Here is a 19,536-nt window from a genome sequence, read left to right on the forward strand (position 1 = left end):
GCGGCTTTTTATTAGTGATATGAAAACGTTTCTAGCTCAAATTGATTTTGGTTCAAAATCATTCGAAAAAATACGTAATAACTTGATTGCAAGTGGAATTGCTACGCTACCAGATGAAAAATGTTCCATTTCTCTCTTAAGTTCTGAATATTTACTGTCTTTTTCTACTTCCAAATTAATCATTCCCATGTTCCATTTAGAAAACACGCGTTTATCTGCAGGCTCGAAGTACATTAAATTACAGTCCTGATGTCTGTCATCCTTCATTATTTTTTCATAAAGTGAACTAAGTTGAGCATGCTCTCCTTCCAACACCTGTAACAGCCAACCACCGTTGTAAAACAAACAGCCTGTTATATGCTGATTGCCATTATTACGACGAGCAACCACCAGCAAATCCGTAAAATCTTGATTTGTTAGCTTTCGCGACTCTCTACTTTGATAAATTAATTGGTGCAGTGACATAAACAGTTCCATGGCTTAAAGTTCAACTTTAAAATATATAGACTGTTATCTTAAAAAGGTCACTGTTTAATAACAAAAAAAGGCCGCTAAGCGACCTTTTTACCAAGCGAGTAAACTGTATTTACGCGCGTCGTTGGCGCAGTACTTCAAACAAACAAATACCCGTTGCCACCGATACATTTAAGCTTGAAACTGTACCGACCATTGGAATTTTAACCAGCTCATCGCAGTGCTCACGGGTTAAGCGACGCATACCTGAGCCTTCTGCGCCCATTACAATTGCCATTGGGCCTGTTAGCTTAGCATCAAATACTTCAACATCTGTTTCGCCAGCAGTACCAACAACCCAAACACCCATTTCTTTAATATCACGCAGGGTGCGAGCAAGGTTTGTTACCTGCACTAAAGGAACCGTTTCTGCCGCACCACAGGCAACTTTACGCGCGGTACCATTCAGTTTGGCTGATTTATCTTTCGGTACAATAATCGCATCTACACCTGCGGCATCAGCATTACGTAAACACGCACCTAAGTTATGCGGGTCAGTTACGCCATCAAGTACTAATAAAAATGGCGTATCGCTATTGGCAATGATCTGGTCGAGATCTTTCTCGTTGTACTTTTTACCCTCTTTTACGCGGGCAATAATCCCCTGATGCTGTTCACCTTTGGCTTTATCATCGAGTGCTTTACGCTGCATAAATTGGATAGACACACCGAATTGACGCGCTAAGTTAATAATTGGATTAAGGCGTTTATCTTCGCGGCCTTTTAGCGCATAAATTTCGATAAAGCGCTCTGGTTCTTTATTTAAAATTGCTTCCACTGAGTGAAAGCCAAAAATTAATTCGTTACTCATTTAATTAGCTCTTAGCACGTTTTCTTGCATTTTTACCCGGACGCTTTTTAGCAGCCGAAGCTTTTGATTTGGTTTTGCTAGCAGACTTTTTACCTGCTTTGCTTTTCTTGGTCGGCTTACCTGATGATTTACCCGCAGGTTTTGGTTTGCCCTTACCTTTGCCTTTTTCAGGAATCGCACCTGCACGTAGCTGGTCGCGCACACTGCTCGCTTCATTTACAGCTTTTTGGGCACGACGACGTGAATAGCGGTCTTGCCCTACTTCTTCACCTAGCGTTAAATTAATGCGGCGATCATCAAGGCTAACAGAGGCTACTTGCACATCAATAGCATCACCCATACGGAATACTTTGCGGCTATTTTCACCTATTAAACAATGCTTTTTACCGTCGAAATGATAGTAGTCGTTGCCAAGTGACGTAACATGCACCATACCGTCGATATATAAGTCGTTTAAGCGCACAAATAAGCCAAAGTTTGTCACCGATGAAATCACACCACTGAATACTTCGCCTACGCGGTCTTGCATAAATTCGCACTTAAGCCAATCAGCCACTTCACGGGTGGCATCGTCTGCGCGGCGTTCAGTCATTGAGCATTGCTCGCCTAGCTGATCGACCTCATCTTGAATATAGGCATATTCACCCGATGTTTTTTGCCCCTGCTCTTTAATAACGGCTTTAATTGCGCGGTGCACAACTAAATCAGGGTAACGGCGAATTGGCGAAGTAAAGTGCGCATAGGCTTTTAACGCCAAGCCAAAGTGGCCAATATTATCAGCCTGATACACCGCTTGCTTCATTGAGCGTAACAACATGGTTTGAATAAGCTCAATTTCAGGGCGCTTTTCTAATCGGTCAAATAACTCGCCCACTTCTTTTGGCGTTGGCTCTTGCGGCATAGTTACTTCAATACCCAACTCACCTAAAAACTGGCTAAAGTTCATTAGCTTTTCAGGATCAGGCTCATCATGCACACGGTAAAGCGCTGGCGCTTCGTGTTTTTCTAATAACTTGGCGGCGGCAACGTTCGCTAAAATCATGCACTCTTCGATCAATTTATGTGCATCGTTGCGGCTAAGTGCCACAATTGATTCGATTTTACGCTGCGCGTTAAAAATAAATTTCGGCTCTTTGGTTTCAAACTCAATAGCGCCGCGCTCTAAACGCGCTGCTTTCAGCGTTTTATACATTAAGTGTAATTCGCGAATATGCGGCACAAGCGCTGCATTTTCTTTACCTAATGCATTTTCATCGCCACCCAATAACTCACCCACTTTGGTGTAAGTTAAGCGTGCGTGCGAATTCATCACGGCTTGGTAAAAACGATAGCCTGACAATTTACCCGTTTGTGATACCGTCATTTCAGCCACCATACACAGGCGGTCTACTTTCGGATTTAAACTACATAACCCGTTAGACAGCACTTTTGGCAACATTGGAATAACTTCTGACGGGAAGTACACCGAGTTACCACGTTGAATTGCTTCACGATCTAATGGGCTGTTTTTGCTAACATAGTGCGATACATCGGCAATCGCGACCCACAAACGCCAACCACCTGACTTTTTCGCTTCGCAGAATACCGCATCATCAAAGTCACGGGCGTCTTCCCCATCAATAGTCACCAATGGTAAATGACGTAAATCGATGCGCCCTTCTTTGTCTTTTTCAAGCACTTCGTCGGTTAGGCCAGCAATTTGCTGCTCAAGGTCTTTTGGCCATTGATTTGGAATGTCGTGATTACGTAGCGCAACTTCAATCTCCATACCTGGAGCCATATGTTCACCAAGTACATCAATCACTTTACCAAGCGCATTCATACGTTTACTTGGGCGCTGAGTGATTTCGATTTGCACCATTTGATTGTGCTTCGCATCACCTTCAAAGCCCGGCAAAATCATAATATCTTGGCTAATGCGAGGATCTTCCGCTACCACAACGGCCATGCCGTGCTCACGGAAAAAACGGCCAATAATCGGCGCTCTATCGCCCTCAAGTACACGCACAATACGCGCATCGCATTTGCCATTTTTACCCATGTTAGCAGGTTTTGCTAAAACACGATCACCATGCAGCACTTGCTCCATTTGGTGTTTTGGAATAAACCAATCTTTACCGCCTTCATCCAGCTCTAAAAAGCCAAACCCTTCGCGATGACCAATAACCTTACCTTTTACTAAACCGACTTTATCTGGAATGCAGTAGCATTTTAGCTTATTAAAAAGTAACTGCCCGTCACGCTCCATTGCGCGTAAACGACGTTTTAGCGCAATTTGGCGCTCTTCTTCAAATACATTAAGCTCGCCGCATAAATCGGCAAAATTTGCAGGTTTAGTTCGGTTGCTGATGTGATCAAGAATAAACTCTCGACTCGGTACTGGATTATCGTACTTTTGTTGTTCGCGGTCTAAATAAGGATCTTTTTTTGGCATGAATTCGCACTGTCTATGAAAGTGCTTTTATTTTAAACCATTTAGCCATTGGGTGACAGGTCATTTCTATGACAACTCACTTTACGCGTTCTTTTGTTTGTCAATTTCAACGACTAAGCCATCAAAAGCCAATATTAACTCACCAAAGTAGTATCGTTTTGCCTCATTTTCTAGCGGTTCTAGCATGCCTTCGCCGTGATATCTGCTTGAAAAATGAAACAGCGCAAGACGCGGGATCTGATACAACTCGGCAAATTCAGCAATGCGTTTGGCATCACTGTGCCCGGTATGCAACCCAACTTTATGTAAATCACTGTGAGTAAATGTCGCTTCGTGAACCAATAAGTCGATATCTTCAACGGCATTGGATAACAATGCTGGCTTTTCGTTATCTCCACAAATAATCACCTTGCGCGGCTGCCAGCTAGGAAAGCTATATTCTTCTGTACGTAACAACTTACCTTGGTATTCCGCATCGTGCCCTTTTTGCAGCAAGTTATAATGGCTACCCGTGGCAATGCCGTCATTAGCCAACTTATCAAGATGCAGTTTTCGCGGAATATTTTGCTCCGTTATTTTAAAGGCAACACTCGGTACGCGGTGCTTTAATGGGTGAATAGACACTTGACAAAAACTAAAATCAAGGCCGTGATCTATCGCTTCAATTTCACGGCAAATTAACTCAAACCCCGTTTCCATTTGAGTAAATTTAAGCGCGCTTAATACAAAATCAATTACCGCTTTAGGTGCCACTAAATGTACAGGCTCTTTTCGCCCCGCCAACGAAATAGAGGCAATTAACCCCGGCAAGCCATAACAATGATCACCATGTAAATGGGTAATTAAAATCACCGATAAGTGGTAGCTCGCCAGTTCACTTTTTAAAATTTGATGCTGCGTCCCCTCACCACAATCCACCAGCAACCAAGACTTAGTCGAGTCAAAACTCACCGCAGTAGCACTAACATTGCGATTAAGTGAAGGGCACGCTGAAGACGTACCTAAAAAGTGAATTTTCAAATTATGAGCCTATGGGTTTGTGGGTATTGGTTAAATTGTAGAGGAGATTGAATGGGGATGGAATTGGTAATCGGCATTGGGCATATTGATAGCCTTGTGCAAAGCAGCATTCATCCTTGATTGTTATCTCGCATCATCCATGATGCGCTCGTTCATTCTTTTTAAACGGCCAAAAAGAACGAACCAAGAAAAAGCCGCCCCAGAAATCAAACTGATTCTTCAAACATAATTTAAATGTGAACATAAACGCCATGAATCGGCATCCATGCCTCAGCATGGCTTGCTCGACCGCTACGCTCCCTGTCTCGCATTATTCATTTAAATTTTGCTTTCAGGTTTGATTTAAGGGGGAAGTTTTTCTCAGTGGCAGCCTTCAAGGTCGTAATTGAGCGAAAAGCGGTCATTAGAAAATTATTTTTCAATACTGATTTTATCTCCAGTTGCTATGAGTTTCACCTATATTCAAGAAAACGACCCATTTGGTCGCTTTTGTCCTTTTCACAATTTCTATAATGATTAAAAGTTTATCTGTAGCAACAAGTTAGTTAGTGTGGTAGAACTGGTACAATGATAAAAATACCCCGTGGCGCGTCAGAAAAACGACCCAATTGGTCGATATTAAATTGTTATATGCCTTTGTTAAGCGTGGATTAATATGGATTTATTTAGCCAACAAATTGGACTTGTGGACGATTGTTTAAGGGCATGTGTATATGCTGACTTCATTTGTAAACAAAAGCCTCCTCTCGGCAGCGCTTGGGTTCCAATAGCTGATATGTGCTATGCGGATTTAGTTATTTGTTGGAATGGTTTGTTTGGGCAAAATAGCCAAGAAACGCACTGGAAAAAGTTTGTCGCTCAAATCACATTAACAAAAGAAGATAATTTAAAGCTCTTTAATAAAGATATGCTTCTTTCTTACCTTGATATTAGTGAGACTGAGTGGTCTTCATACCATGAAGAAATGAAAAATACTCGTAATGTACGTGTCGCTCATTTGAATACCAATATTGATATAAATCATCTTCCCAACATAACCATTGCTATGCACTGCTGTTATTTATATCGTGACTGGTTAATGGAGTTATTATGTGTAATGCAAAAAAGAGGATTGCAGCTTAAAGTGAGCCAACAACGAGCCAAAGACGCTGTACAAATTTATACTCAGCAAATAGAAAGAGCATATGCAGGCATATAACAAGTTGCTGAAATTTGTTCTTAAACTCACTGGTTATTGCCCTTTAGCAAAGCGTTATGTATTTTTCAGGTTTTAGAGTTTAGGTTATGGATAACAGAATAGATAAAGAACTGATTGACCCAATGATAGAGCCATCATCAGAGAAAGCACATAGAATAGCTAGATCAACCCTATCAATGGTGCCTTTAATAGGAGGAGCTTCAGTTGAAGCATTTAATGCCATAATTGAACCTCCTATGCTAAAGAGAAAAACAGAATGGATGGTACAAGTCACTGAAGTTATAAATAAACTGTTGGATGACGGAGTGATAACAGAAAATACTCTTCAGAATAATGAACGGTTTATGACGACCCTAATTAATGCTAGCGCTATAGCAATAAAAAATCATGATCAAGAAAAGCTAAAAGCTTTAAGAAATGTCATTTGTAACTCTGCTATGGGTAAATCACCAGATGATGTTATGCAAAATGTTTACCTACAAGCAATTGATTCCTTTACATCTTGGCATATCAAAATTTTACATTTAATTGATAATCCAATGAAATGGGCAGAACATAATAATCATGAATTCCCAAAATGGAATGCAGGTTTAATTTCTGGCGCTATCAGAGGTTTATTGGAAAATGCTTTTCCTGAAATGGTTGGTAATTTCGAAATTTATAATACTGTATGGAAAGAACTATTTACTAAGGGTTTTATTACTCAAGAAGGTTACAACGTAGACAGAAGTAAGCCAGTTCTTGAAAGTAGAACTACCAAGCTAGGATCAAATTTTATCAAGTTTATAGGCGAACCAAATACATAACAAACAGTTAAAACCGGACAAAATTCAGTTGGCTGGTTTCGCTACTCTTCACATTATAGCCAACAAAACTTTCCCTTTTGACTGAGGCGTTACGAATTATATTTGTTGGCAATTAATTGCCTTATAACAACAAGTAATGTATCGCATTGAGTAAATAATTCATCCATGAAGGTTGGTTCCATCGGTCATCCATGACCTCACTTCCTCAAGCTGCGAAGCGTTGCTTCGGTCTTTCGTCACCCATTAAATCAAACCTGAAAACATTATTTAAATGAATAATGCGAGACAGGGCGCGAAGCGGTCGAGCAAGCCATGCTGAGGCATGGATGCCGATTCATGGCGTTTATGTTCACATTTAAATTATGTTTGAAGAATCAGTTTGATTTTGGGGCACGTTTTTTGGTTCGTTTTTGTCGTGTAACAAAAATGAACAAGAGAGCGCCATGGATGGCGCTAGATAAAAGTACGGACGCTGTTGTCGCCAGCGCGACAAACATAGTATCAAACTAAACTCTGGCTAAGATTACACTCCAGAGTTATAGCAAAGTAATCAAAGTTCCCTTTCATAATAAACCGCTGGAATATCCCCTAGCGGATCGCTATGCATATACTCTTTTACAAACGTCATACCGAGCTTTTCCATTACACCAATGGAGCCAGCATTCTCTTTTAACGCAATTGCACTAATATGCGTGTACTCAGGCATTAACGCAATTTGCTCAACTAGGGCATTAGCAGCTTCGGTTGCATACCCTTTACCCCATGAGCTTTGCTTAAAACGCCAACCTAGTTCAAGGTTATGCCACTGGGTATCGGTTTCATCATTAAAGAAATGCATTGGCCGTACTAAAATCCAACCAATAAATTCACCCGACTCTTTAATGTTAACTTTCCAAAGACCCCAACCTTTTTCTTTATTGGCATACTTTGCCATGCGCGGTAAAAACACTGTGTGCTTTTCTTCCATCGTGGTTGGCTTGCCACCATTTAAATATTTCATTACCGCAGGGTCTTGGTCGAGTTGATATAAATCATCGATATCTTTTTCAGTGATAAATGAATAATTAAGGCGTGAAGATGATGGCTGCATTTTTTATACTCCTGAGCGGTAATTAATGTGATTTATGGGCTGAATTTTTCTTATTTTTTTCTGATTTGTGATTCTAACACTACTTTTTAAAAGGCCTTTAGTATTAACTGTTACCAAACATTAATAACAGGAAATACCAATGAATTTAATTAAAGGACTATGCCTAACACTCGCACTTTTTGTATCAAATGCCATTGCCCACCAATATGAAGGTGATTGGCAATTTATTAAAGGTGAATACAAAACGCCGTCAGATGAAGTACTAAAAGCAGATAACGCGACACTTGTGGCAATCAAAACCGTGAAAGGCGATAAATTTGCCTTAAACAATATGCAGCAAGGTGAGTTCTTAGGGTATTTAGCCGGCAAGTTTACCATAGACGGCGATAGCTACAGCGAGCATATTGAAAAAGGCACTTCAAATGAGCACCAAGGTAAAGTGTTTACCTTTAAAGGTTGGCTTGAAACCAAACAAGAACACGGCCAAGAAGTTATTTACTGGCATCACAAAGGGTTAGTGAATGGCACAGAAGAAACGGAAGTTTGGCGTAAACTTGCTCGCTAATTTTTAAAACCAGTCAAACATTCAGAACCCAACCCTTTCTGAATAAAAGGAAACCAATACGGTTTCCTTTTTCTTTCAGTGACAAAGACCACGTTATTATGCAAAATTAGAGACGAGTGCAAGGGTTGCCCAAATTAGTCGTCTCGCGTCAATCCTTTATCTCTTATACGCAACCGTCAGCAAAATAAGAGTAAACTACATGACTATTATGCAAAAAACCTATTGGTTAATACTCACCTTAGGAAACGCTACTACATTTTTTTTATGGCAACAGCATCCTGATGACCTAACACTATCACTGTTTATTTTTACCCTTCTTTACAGTGCGATTGGCTTTTTCGATATCTTTTTCTCAAAGCGTAATTTAAACCGGTTGTACCCAGTTGTTGCTTACATTCGCTATTTTTTAGAGTCATTTCGCGTTGAAATACAGCAATATTTTATTGCCAACGACACCGAAGAAAAACCCTTTAACCGCGAGCAACGTTCGCTTGTTTACCAACGTTCAAAATCGGTGCGCGATACTATTGCCTTTGGTACGCAGCGCGATTTACTGGAAGAAAATTATTTAAGTTTATGGCACTCGCTCGCGCCGTGTGACGTAAAAGAAGAATATAAGCGCACGCTAATTGGTGGTCCGGATTGCAAACAACCCTATTCGGCATCTCGCTTAAATATTTCTGCAATGAGTTTTGGTTCGTTAAGTAAAAACGCCATCGAAGCGCTTAACTTAGGCGCCCATAAAGGTAGTTTTTACCACAATACTGGTGAAGGCGGGCTCAGCCCTTATCACCTAAAACACGGTGGCGACATTGTTTGGCAAATCGGTTCGGGGTTATTTTCGTGTCGAACACAAGATGGCGACTTTGACCATGAAGTATTTCGCACTAAAAGCGCATTACCGCAAGTTAAAATGATTGAAATAAAGCTATCGCAAGGTGCAAAACCAGGGCATGGTGGTGTATTGCCTAAAGCAAAAATTACCGACGAAATAGCACGTATTCGATTAGTGGACCAAGATAAAGACTGTATATCGCCAGCGGCGCATCCCAAGTGCAAAACGCCAAAAGAATTACTTAACTTTGTTGCTGAATTACGCGAGCTTAGCCAGGGCAAACCTGTTGGCTTTAAACTTTGTTTAGGCAATCCCGCCGAGTTTTTAGCAATCTGTAAAGCCATGTTAGAACTGGATATTTACCCCGACTTTATTACAGTTGATGGCGCTGAGGGTGGCACAGGCGCTGCGCCCGTTGAATTTTCAAACCGCTTAGGCATGACCTGCCTTGAAAGTGTTTACCTTATTCATAACGCATTAATTGGCGTTGGTATTCGCGATAGAATTAGCATTATTGCCTCTGGTAAAACCGCATCGGCATTCGATCTATTAGCAAAACTTGCAATTGGCGCAGACGCTGTGAACGCAGCGCGAACTATGATGATGGCATTAGGCTGCATTCAATCTCGCAGCTGTAACACTAACGAATGCCCAACTGGCATTGCCACACAAGATCCTGCGCGCGCAAAAGCAATCGATGTTGAAAGTAAAAGTGAGCGAGTTAAAAACTTTCATAAAAATACCCTTCACGCCTTTTATGAATTACTCGGTAGCATGGGATTAGACGACCCCGATAAACTATTGCCGCAAATGGTAAAACGCAGAACGCCATACGGCTTGCTAATGTCGGTTGGCAGCTTAATAAAACCGTTACGCAAAGGTGAAATACTGGAAGATAGGCCACTTGGCAATTGGAGTATCTGGTGGCAGCAAGCCTCAAGCGAGCATTTTTACGTATACGACGAGACTATTTTAAAACCACAGGAGTTAGTACGTGACAACACCTAATTTATCGCAGTTAAAAAACCAATCACTGATTAAACAAAGTAGTTTCGTTAACGGCTCGTGGTTATCATCAAAAAGCTCATTTGATGTTATTAATCCTTTTAACAATGAGTCACTACTGCAGGTTGATAATATTGAAATAACGCAAGTTGAAGATGCTGTTTCTGCCGCCAAAAGCGCTCAACAAGCATGGCAAAGTACCACTGCCTACGAACGAGCATCTCAACTTAAAAAGTGGGGCGAGTTATTAACAGAAAATCTTGACGATTTAGCGCTATTACTCACCTTAGAGCAAGGTAAGCCACTGGCGGAAGCGCGCGGTGAAATTAAATATGGCATTAGTTATATTGAGTGGTTTTGCGAAGAAGCCAAGCGAGTTTACGGCGATACCATTCCTGCACTAAGCAATTCTCAGCAAGTGATTGTAACAAAACACCCTGTTGGTGTTGTTGCGGCGATTACACCTTGGAATTTTCCTAATGCGATGATCACCCGAAAAGCCGCAGCTGCACTTGCTGCAGGCTGCTGTTTTATTGTGAAACCATCAGAGTTAACGCCTTTAAGTGCGCTGGCAATGGCTGAATTAAGCCTACAGGCAGGCATACCAAAAGGTGTTTTTAATGTGGTTGCAGGTACTAATGCTAAAGCCATTGGCGAGGTGTTAACCACCCATCCAGATATTGCCAAGTTTAGTTTTACCGGTTCCACAGCTGTGGGTAAATTACTCACCCAACAAGCCGCATCAACGGTAAAACGCGTTTCGATGGAGCTTGGCGGTAATGCACCGTTTATTGTTTTTGACGATGCTGATTTAGAAGCTGCAGCCACAGGGTTAATTGCAGCAAAATTTCGAAACGCTGGGCAAACCTGCGTGTGCGCCAATCGTATTTATCTTGCCGAATCCATTAAACAGCCATTTTTATCCATCTTCACAGAAAAGTTAAAGCAGTTAATACAAGGCAATGGCCTGAACGATGTGCAACTTGGTCCGCTTATTAACCAAGCCGCAATCGATAAAGTCACACAATTAGTTGATACAGCGCTAAGTGAAGGCGCACATATTCACTACCAAGGTGAAGCAAGTGCAACAGGCTACCCAGCAACTATTTTAACCAACTGCAACAACACTATGGAGATTGCACAAAACGAGATTTTTGGCCCAGTAGCCACTATTTTTAGCTTTGATGATGAGCAAAGTGCTATCAATCTCGCTAACGATACTGAGTATGGCCTTGCCGCTTACTTTTATAGCCAAAACATTAATCGCATTATGCGCGCAGCCAATCAATTAAAGTTTGGCATGCTTGGCATTAATGAAGGCATTATTTCAAATGCCGCCGCCCCATTTGGTGGCGTAAAACAGTCCGGTTACGGCCGCGAAGGATCCGCTTATGGATTAGATGATTATTTAGAAATCAAATACTTATGTTTCGGCAATCTAGACTAGCGATCACCTTTTAAACTGAGTACTATGAGCACCATATTCATAGTACTCAAAGGATGATATATGCCATATTTTGTGAAAAAGGGACAGTTCGCAGTCTCTGTATGTGCCTTATCAATCGCTACCTCATTACACGCAAGCAACACAAACTTTTCACTTTCAAATAATCTAAATTTGAATGAACGTCAAACTAGTGTCACAAAACACACACGCGTTGTTCTGAATGAAAATGGTAAGCCTTTAGAGCAAAAGTCATACTACACGAGTGCTAAACCTCGTTATATCGTTCAGCTTAAAGAGGCATCGGTATTAGAAGTAAAACGAAAAATTGAAAAACAACTATTTCCCGACAAAGGTCAAGCGAAAACAGCTTCACAAAACCAGCTGCATCATATTAATTCTAAGCTTCAACAAACAGAACTTGCCATTCAAAACCAGCAATTATCAACAATTCATGCACTACGTGCTATTTCGCCAAACATAAAGGTGTTAAGACAATTTTCACGTGTAAACAACGCGATTGTATTAGAAGCCGAACAAACTTACATAGATTCGCTAAGACAACTCCCTAGCGTAAAAAGCGTAAGTAAAGACACCATTAAAACCGTTAATTTAGAACAAAGTGTGCCACTTATTAATGCTGACAAAGTATGGGAGCTTCAAAGTAATGACGGACAACTATTAACAGGCGAAGGCGTTGTTGTTGCTATCTTAGATTCAGGTGTTGATTACACTCACCCAGATCTAGGTGGCTGCTTTGGTATTAATTGCCGCGTAACAAATGGTTATGACTTTCATTACAACGACAATGATCCTATGGATGAAAATGGGCATGGTACTCACGTCGCTGGTATTGTAGGCGCAAATGGTTATATTAAAGGCGTTGCACCCAATGTTACTTTTCATGCTTATAAAGTACTTAATGACGATGGTTGGGGATATAGTAGTGACATTATCGCTGGTATTGAACGCGCAGTAGACCCTGATGGAGATATTACAACTGATGATGCAGTAGACATTATCAATATGAGTTTAGGCGGAAGTGGTAATGCTACAGATCCAACCAGCACCGCTGTTAATAATGCGGTTGATGCAGGAGTAGTTGTGGTAGTTGCTGCCGGTAATGATGGCTATTATGGCGCTATAAACAACAGTTCTCCAGCAGCTGCCGAAAAAGCAATCACCGTTGCATCATCGAGGAAGATTGATGAAATGTCATCATTCTCATCGAAAGCGCTAACCGCAACTAATTTTACAAAACCGGAAATTACAGCTCCTGGCCACTACATAGAGTCGACATTAACTGGTAGGTATAGTTATGGTCATTTAAGCGGCACGAGTATGGCTACCCCACATGTTGCAGGAGCCATTGCGTTATTAAAGCAGAACAATGATTCTCTTAACGCTTCCTCTGCCAAACAGCTATTGGTAGCAGGAGCAATTGATTTAGGTGTATCACCACTTGCACAAGGCGCTGGAAGATTGGATATATTAGCAAGCCTAAAAGCAACTACATCCGCCAGTCTAACCGCGTTAAATTTTGGCACCTTAGATAAAAACACTAAGCAATGGTCTAGCACCAAAACATTCACAATTTATAATAGCGCTAACGAGGCGCAAACATACAAGGTGAGTTTTACAGAAGGTTTTCCCACAGGTGCTTCTATTTCGAGCGATAAAGAATCGATAGTTGTCGCAGCAAAAAGCTCCGCTGAATTAACAATTACTGTTGATGTTCAAGATACCGCTATTATTCCTGATGTTGCAGCTGATGGTATTCATCATAATGCGGTCGTTTTAGAATCTGATACCAGTAGATTACGCATTCCTACTTACTTTGAAAATGCGATGAAACTAACTTTGTCTACTAACTCACCGAGTGAGGTATCTGTAGATATGATCGATTCTAGCGGCGAAAGGTCAACTTACACAGTAACAGGTCTATCTCCTGTAATAATTAATGTTCCCGATACTAGCCTTTGGTTGGGAGCTACCTATTTTAATCTAGATACCAGCGATTTACCTGTTAGGTCTGGTTTTATCAATATAAAAAAAGGGATTTCTTCTCATCTACTAAACTTAACTGAGAATACCGAATTTAAATTAGATGTTGATGAGTTAACTCACGTAACGGGGTTAACCTCCTTAACAGATGCAAGTGGTAATAGTGACTTTACACACATCAATAACTTCTTTACGTCAACGTACTTTTCAAAAGATACACTTAAACTAGGATGGTTATCTGCCCCTACTCAGCCTAGCATTCAATACCTTGCTGTTGGTAATCTTGACCATAGCTATGAGTTTTCCTATCAATCTCACTATAGAATTACAGACCAATCCGACACAGAAAAACTATTTTTATATCAAAACACACCTTCACAAACAGGCATGCTTGGCGAGGATATTCAAATTGATTTAACAACTTTGAGTGCCACAACATTTGATTTATCGAATTATAACGACGTTGCTGCTTATAAAGTGCAAGATCATCACTATGATCCTGCAAATAATATAGATTTATCCAACGACATAACTAAGATACAAGTGTTCGAAACAAATAATGAATCAGTATTGGATAAAAAAATACTGCAATTATTTGATTCTACTAATGCTGAAACAGCGTTTATTGTTTCACCATACTTCGGCTTAAGCAACAAAGGCAAACTACGCATTTCTGACTACGTTCGGGGTTACGATCGCTATCCAATAGAAACGCCCAATAATGAACTGCCACTTAACCCAGAAAAGGCTTATTTATCAGCATCCATTGTAAGTGATGGAGAAACAATCTCACTTAAACCAAATAAATATTTGGACGGTCAATTTTACCATGACCTACAAGGTGCAAAATACAATATTGATAGTCAATACCAATTTTTCTGTGAGCATGAAGATGGTACAAAAACACAGCTTCACACTGGTACTTTAAATTCAAATGAGTCTCGTCTTTCACATTTTAAAGACAGCTGTGAAAACCTGAAATTTAAACTGACTTTTAACAATTCCAGTGTTGAGCTTTCAGCCAAAGACAGTTTTTATATTCCAAGCATTGGAACTATTGGTGCTTATTATCATGGTGGAACATTTATTCAGCCTGAGCTCAATAAGATTGGTATTGATATTCATTTCATGGGAAATGATTTAGAAGCTAAGAAGACTGAAATAAAGATAAATGACGGTGATTGGGAAGAAGTTTATTTTTGGCAAGCTGATTTAGGACCTGTTGCAGTTTCCTTGCCGTTAATAGAAGGAAATCATTCGCTCAGTTTACGCGTTACCTTCGATGGCACTAATTCCAGAGATGTCATTTATTCACTCAATGATTATTTTACTTACGGTTCAGAAGCTGGCGAGATTAATGACGCAGATAACGACGGCATTCCAAACGACCAAGATCTGGATGATGATAATGACGGTTACAACGATGATATAGATGCCTTCCCATTTAATCCCATTGAATGGTTAGATTCTGATAATGATGGCATTGGAAACAAACTCGATCCTGATGATGACAATGATGGCTATTTAGACGATAAAGATGCTTTCCCATTAGATGCAGGTGAATGGCTGGATACCGATGTTGACGGTATTGGTAACAATGCTGATACTGATGACGACAATGATAGTGTACTAGATACCGAAGATGCATTCCCACTCGATGCTAATGAGTCGGTAGACACAGATAGTGATGGCATAGGCAATAATGCCGATACTGATGACGATAATGACGGTGCATTAGATGCTGCGGATGCATTCCCACTCGATGCGACAGAATCAGTCGATACCGATGGTGATGGTATAGGTAATAACGCAGATACTGATGATGATAATGACAGTGTATTAGATGCCGCGGATGCATTCCCACTCGATGCGACAGAGTCGGTCGATACCGATGGTGATGGTATAGGCAATAACGCAGATACTGATGACGATAATGACAGTGTATTAGATACTGCGGATGCTTTCCCGCTCGATGCGACAGAGTCAGTTGACACTGATGGTGACGGCATAGGTAACAATACCGATACCGATGATGATGGTGACGGCGTAGAAGATAGCCTAGATGCTTTCCCACTAGATGCCTCTAAATCAGCACTCCCAGCAAATAACGTTACAGACAATAAGAAGTCATCCTCAGGAACATTGCCATTTTTTGCATTAATAATACTGTTATCAATTTCGATAATGCGACGCTTTACATTTTTTACTGGGAGTAAATAGTGGACTTTCGTTTGTTATCAGGTATCACGGCGTTAATCGCTGCGTTACTTTCAGTCGCCCTAATGGGAATACCCGAGCTGCTTTTTTATCTATTTAATATTGAAGCCAGCGATGCAACCTATTTTATGGGGCGTAGAGCAAGCATTCTGTTTCTTGGGCTTGCATTGGTCTCTTGGCAAATACGCAACATATCAGACAACACGGCACAGCTAGGTGTTAGCTTGAGTTTTATGGTGATTATGTTTGGCTTGGCAATACTCGGTAGTATTGAATTTACGCTAGGTAATGCAGGTGTAGGGATCTTTTTGGCAATAATCACCGAGCTGACTCTCGGGTTATTTTACCTAAAAATATGGCGAGAAAAGCGGTTACGTTCAAACCCTGTTTAAATAAAAAAGGCCATTGTGGCCTTTTTTATTGTGGTTTTAAATTTATAAAAAGCTTAAACCTTGCTTTAATAAGTTAGCTTCTTTGCTGTATCCATTATTCGCCATGTAGCCAACTAATGAGTTTACTAGTAAAGGAACTTGCTCTTTTGGAATACCAATGCTTTCAAACGCACTATCCAAATAACCTAGGCTTGCAGCTTGTTTACCTTTATCGCCACCTTTGCCTAGCATTGAACTTAGTGAAGACATTGACGATTTAGGCGCTTCACTGATCAGCCCGTTAGTATTTGGTAATGCTTGACTAATCAAGGCAAAGTTTTCAGGGCTAACATGATCTTTTGCTACTTTGAGCAACGCGCCCATGCCTGAACCAATGATATCTTCAGATAAACCCAATTGTTCAGATGCATATTTTACTAAGGCATTTGATGTTGTTTTTTCTGCTGTTTGGTTCGCTACAGCAGTATTTAACGTGCTTTTTAAATCAACCGCACTCACAGAATTAGCGTAAAACGCGCCCGTTACCATTACAACTAAAGTTAATTTTTTCATTACTTACTTCCAATAAGGGTTTAACCGATTTAGGTACAGCGCAATACTAACAACTAAGGGATTAAAAAGTCATTAATTTAATGCGCTCGGTGCTTCAACCTAAAACTGAATCACAACATCGACTCGGTAACGCACCTAATGGCTGAAAAGGAGCCATGAAAATAGCCTCTAATGCATAACGTAAGATGTTTATATAAAGTAATGAGCAAGTGCAGCTAAGCAATAAGCAACTAATCCATACACCACAAATAAAGCCCATGCGAGTTTAGCGTTACCCATTTCCGCTTTTATCGTTGCCACGGTTGCTACACATTGCAATGCCACTACATAAAACAGCATTAAACCAATGCCAGTACCAAGTGGTAAGCCATCTGCCATAATTTGTGATGCTAGTCCTGCAATATTTTCATCAGCGCCTTCCATGCCATACAGTGTGCCTAACGCACCAACAAAGACTTCTCGCGCCAAAAACGACATCATGATTGCCACACCATAGCGCCAATCTACACCAAGTGGTTCAAACACTGGTGCAATAAACTGACCAAATTGACCAAGTAACGAGTGCTCTAAATCAGCATTTTGCGGAAAATATCCTAGCACCCAAATCACCACAGACACCATAAAAATAACCGGTGCAGCGCGTTTAATAAAATAAATGCCACTGTTTAAAACACGGTGCATTAGTGGTTTCCAATGGGGCATTCGGTAGGTTGGCAGTTCTAAAATAAATGGCATTTCAGACTGGCTCTGCTCTGTCATTTTAGACTTACTCAATAATGCACTTACAATCAGCGCCATCACAATGCCAAATAAATACAGGGCAAAAAATGCGATACCTTGTAAGTTAAAGATACCAAGTACTGTGTGATCTGCCGGAATAAATACCTCAACTAACAAGGCATAAACCGGCAATCTTGCAGAGCATGACATCAAGGGAATAGTCATCATAGTGATCAGGCGTTTACGCGGTGACTCTATGGTCCTGGCGGCCATAATGGCAGGTATCGCGCAGGCATGTGCAGATAGGTAAGGAATAAAGCTACGACCAGACAAACCAAAGAAGCTCAAAGGCTTATGGCATATCAAAGCAGCTCGTGCCAAATAACCACTGTCTTCGAGCAGACCTATGATAAACGTCAGCACCATAATTTGCGGCACAAATACTAAAAAAGAACCCACACCACCAAACAAAGCATCTGCCGTAAAGTCTTGCATCATGCCACTTGGCAATAACCCTGTAACAAGCGCGGCGGTATCACCAATAAGCATTTCTACGCCATCCATTAACGGCGCAGCCCATGTGAAAATGCTCTGAAACAATAAAAACATAATTGTAAAAAATGCCACAGCACCAAACACGCTATTTAACAAAAAGTTATCGATAACATTTTGCTTTTTAAGCACAATATCGCTGGCAATTGCATATTTTTTTGCAAGCGCTTTAGCACTTTGCACGTTTTTACTAGGATCTGAATGAAGATTTTGCTGAAAAGGTGCTTTAGCAATTTCAACTAAACCTTTTTGAAACTCAGTTACACCTATAAGCGTTTTTGCTGACAAAGCAAATACTGGAGCATTCAAATCTTTAGCGAGTTGTGCGACATCTATTTGATGATTAAAGCGCTGTAATTCATCAATTAAGTTAAGTGCAAACACGACCTTTTTATTATGTTGCTGTGCTAAATGTTGCACTTGCAATGCAAATACCAAACTGCGCTCTAATCGCGTTGCGTCTAGTACATTTACAATCACTTCGGTGTCGTCTTGATTAATCGCCTCATTTAGCTTTTCGACTGCGATCTGCTCATCTTTTGAAAGCGTATTTAGCGAATAGGTACCTGGAAAATCAACTACTTCAAAGTCATTAAATTGACCACTTTTAAGCTCGACTGTGACACCTGGAAAGTTAGCAACTTTTTGCTTTAAGCCTGTTAACTGATTAAAAAGCAAACTTTTACCACAGTTGGGCTTACCAACTAATAAAATTCGTTTCATGAGGGTTCTTACGGTTTATGCGATGTAAATACGTTTAGCTATTGCAGGTTCGAGTGAGTAAACACAATCCCCCACTTGATAAACAATGGGACCATTGAACGGTGTGCGACGTATGCAGGTTATTAACGCATTTTCAGCGAACCCCATTTCCTCTAGTCGTTGAGCGACGGCAGAATCTAAACTTGGACACAAGCGCGCTATTGTCGCCTGTTGCTTTACGGGAACATCACAAATCGTCATGATACTTATTCGCAGTTAAATGTTTGCCGCCAGTATGCGCTTTTCTACAACAAAGCTCAATGCAATTTGAATATTTATCTAAACTTTATATAAATAAAAACTAATTTATTAATTAAATTAAAATCCTGTAAAAGTTACTAATCTTATTTAACTTAAATATTTATTTTAGATAATAAAAAAGGCCACCGAAGTGACCTTTCAATTAAATTAAGTTGAGGCAGTGCAGACTAATTCGTCCTGAAGATGCGGCCCGGTGCGCTACGCAGTAATCGTCATCGCAGACTGACGTAAAACACGCTGCGAAACTTCGATGACTTCAGGCATCCTGCCTTTCGCCCTTCGGGCCAGCTGCGCTGTTCAAAAATGTTCCCGATATTTTTGTCGGTCTCATCGTACAGATACAAAAAAGGCCACC

Annotated in this window: 15 protein-coding genes; 7 read left to right on the plus strand and 8 right to left on the minus strand. The window is 40.6% G+C overall.

From position 1 onward, the window contains the following. Nucleotides 1-36: 36 nt before the first annotated feature. From PSPO_RS12205 to PSPO_RS12220, 4 genes are all read right to left on the minus strand, one after another. Nucleotides 37-465, minus strand: a complete 429-nt coding sequence (locus PSPO_RS12205; RefSeq protein WP_010562063.1) for a BLUF domain-containing protein — start codon at nt 463-465, stop codon at nt 37-39. A 121-nt stretch (nt 466-586) separates the two neighbouring features. Further along, complete coding sequence (gene rlmB / locus PSPO_RS12210) at nt 587-1,324, minus strand: 23S rRNA (guanosine(2251)-2'-O)-methyltransferase RlmB (RefSeq protein ID WP_010562064.1); 738 nt, start codon at nt 1,322-1,324, stop codon at nt 587-589. Nucleotides 1,325-1,328: 4 nt separating this feature from the next. Continuing rightward, complete coding sequence (gene rnr / locus PSPO_RS12215; RefSeq protein ID WP_010562065.1) at nt 1,329-3,758, minus strand: ribonuclease R; 2,430 nt, start codon at nt 3,756-3,758, stop codon at nt 1,329-1,331. An 81-nt stretch (nt 3,759-3,839) separates the two neighbouring features. Further along, entirely contained in the window at nt 3,840-4,778 is a 939-nt protein-coding gene (locus PSPO_RS12220; RefSeq protein ID WP_010562066.1) for a ribonuclease Z, read from the minus strand. Between the two features lie 655 nt (nt 4,779-5,433). Here PSPO_RS12220 and PSPO_RS12225 point away from each other — a divergent pair. Both PSPO_RS12225 and PSPO_RS12230 read left to right on the plus strand, forming a co-directional pair. Continuing rightward, complete coding sequence (locus tag PSPO_RS12225; protein ID WP_010562067.1) at nt 5,434-5,976, plus strand: hypothetical protein; 543 nt, start codon at nt 5,434-5,436, stop codon at nt 5,974-5,976. A gap of 86 nt (nt 5,977-6,062) precedes the next feature. Further along, entirely contained in the window at nt 6,063-6,782 is a 720-nt protein-coding gene (locus PSPO_RS12230) for a hypothetical protein (protein WP_010562068.1), read from the plus strand. Nucleotides 6,783-7,332: 550 nt separating this feature from the next. Here the strand turns inward: PSPO_RS12230 and PSPO_RS12235 are convergent. Further along, nucleotides 7,333-7,872 carry a GNAT family N-acetyltransferase gene (locus tag PSPO_RS12235; protein WP_010562069.1) on the minus strand — a complete coding sequence of 180 codons (540 nt, stop codon included), beginning with the start codon at nt 7,870-7,872 and terminating at the stop codon, nt 7,333-7,335. A 139-nt stretch (nt 7,873-8,011) separates the two neighbouring features. On the opposite strand from PSPO_RS12235, the gene PSPO_RS12240 reads away from it, so the two are divergent. The 5 genes from PSPO_RS12240 to PSPO_RS12260 all read left to right on the plus strand — a co-directional run bounded on the left by PSPO_RS12240 (nt 8,012) and on the right by PSPO_RS12260 (nt 16,334). Then, nucleotides 8,012-8,437, plus strand: coding sequence for a hypothetical protein (locus tag PSPO_RS12240; protein WP_010562070.1), 426 nt, complete (start codon nt 8,012-8,014; stop codon nt 8,435-8,437). 199 nt (nt 8,438-8,636) lie between these two features. Beyond that, nucleotides 8,637-10,280 carry an FMN-binding glutamate synthase family protein gene (locus tag PSPO_RS12245; RefSeq protein WP_010562071.1) on the plus strand — a complete coding sequence of 548 codons (1,644 nt, stop codon included), beginning with the start codon at nt 8,637-8,639 and terminating at the stop codon, nt 10,278-10,280. After that, nucleotides 10,267-11,724 (plus strand): NAD-dependent succinate-semialdehyde dehydrogenase, encoded by a 1,458-nt coding sequence (locus PSPO_RS12250; protein ID WP_010562072.1) that lies wholly within the window; start codon nt 10,267-10,269, stop codon nt 11,722-11,724. The genes PSPO_RS12245 and PSPO_RS12250 overlap by 14 nt, the downstream gene beginning before the upstream one ends. A gap of 60 nt (nt 11,725-11,784) precedes the next feature. After that, nucleotides 11,785-15,945 (plus strand): S8 family peptidase, encoded by a 4,161-nt coding sequence (locus tag PSPO_RS12255; protein ID WP_010562073.1) that lies wholly within the window; start codon nt 11,785-11,787, stop codon nt 15,943-15,945. Further along, nucleotides 15,945-16,334 carry a hypothetical protein gene (locus PSPO_RS12260; RefSeq protein WP_010562074.1) on the plus strand — a complete coding sequence of 130 codons (390 nt, stop codon included), beginning with the start codon at nt 15,945-15,947 and terminating at the stop codon, nt 16,332-16,334. The genes PSPO_RS12255 and PSPO_RS12260 overlap by 1 nt, the downstream gene beginning before the upstream one ends. Before the next feature lie 42 nt (nt 16,335-16,376). On the opposite strand, the gene PSPO_RS12265 is transcribed toward PSPO_RS12260, so the two are convergent. From PSPO_RS12265 to PSPO_RS12275, 3 genes are all read right to left on the minus strand, one after another. Then, entirely contained in the window at nt 16,377-16,886 is a 510-nt protein-coding gene (locus PSPO_RS12265) for a DUF2780 domain-containing protein (RefSeq protein ID WP_010562075.1), read from the minus strand. Between the two features lie 189 nt (nt 16,887-17,075). Then, nucleotides 17,076-18,881 carry a ferrous iron transporter B gene (gene feoB, locus PSPO_RS12270; protein WP_010562076.1) on the minus strand — a complete coding sequence of 602 codons (1,806 nt, stop codon included), beginning with the start codon at nt 18,879-18,881 and terminating at the stop codon, nt 17,076-17,078. Between the two features lie 15 nt (nt 18,882-18,896). Then, nucleotides 18,897-19,121: a FeoA family protein gene (locus PSPO_RS12275; protein WP_010562077.1), complete on the minus strand. Its 225-nt coding sequence runs from the start codon at nt 19,119-19,121 to the stop codon at nt 18,897-18,899. Nucleotides 19,122-19,536: the final 415 nt, after the last annotated feature.

This window comes from Pseudoalteromonas spongiae UST010723-006, assembly GCF_000238255.3.
GTDB lineage: Bacteria > Pseudomonadota > Gammaproteobacteria > Enterobacterales > Alteromonadaceae > Pseudoalteromonas > Pseudoalteromonas spongiae.

Bases quoted from the DNA above. Each gene is read 5' to 3' on its own strand.
- PSPO_RS12235 (WP_010562069.1), bottom strand. From the start codon at position 7,872: ATGCAGCCATCATCTTCACGCCTTAATTATTCATTTATCACTGAAAAA.
- PSPO_RS12225 (WP_010562067.1), top strand. From the start codon at position 5,434: ATGGATTTATTTAGCCAACAAATTGGACTTGTGGACGATTGTTTAAGG.
- feoB (WP_010562076.1), bottom strand. From the start codon at position 18,881: ATGAAACGAATTTTATTAGTTGGTAAGCCCAACTGTGGTAAAAGTTTG.
- PSPO_RS12230 (WP_010562068.1), top strand. From the start codon at position 6,063: ATGGATAACAGAATAGATAAAGAACTGATTGACCCAATGATAGAGCCA.
- PSPO_RS12265 (WP_010562075.1), bottom strand. From the start codon at position 16,886: ATGAAAAAATTAACTTTAGTTGTAATGGTAACGGGCGCGTTTTACGCT.
- rlmB (WP_010562064.1), bottom strand. From the start codon at position 1,324: ATGAGTAACGAATTAATTTTTGGCTTTCACTCAGTGGAAGCAATTTTA.
- PSPO_RS12205 (WP_010562063.1), bottom strand. From the start codon at position 465: ATGTCACTGCACCAATTAATTTATCAAAGTAGAGAGTCGCGAAAGCTA.
- PSPO_RS12245 (WP_010562071.1), top strand. From the start codon at position 8,637: ATGACTATTATGCAAAAAACCTATTGGTTAATACTCACCTTAGGAAAC.
- PSPO_RS12275 (WP_010562077.1), bottom strand. From the start codon at position 19,121: ATGACGATTTGTGATGTTCCCGTAAAGCAACAGGCGACAATAGCGCGC.
- PSPO_RS12255 (WP_010562073.1), top strand. From the start codon at position 11,785: ATGCCATATTTTGTGAAAAAGGGACAGTTCGCAGTCTCTGTATGTGCC.
- PSPO_RS12240 (WP_010562070.1), top strand. From the start codon at position 8,012: ATGAATTTAATTAAAGGACTATGCCTAACACTCGCACTTTTTGTATCA.
- rnr (WP_010562065.1), bottom strand. From the start codon at position 3,758: ATGCCAAAAAAAGATCCTTATTTAGACCGCGAACAACAAAAGTACGAT.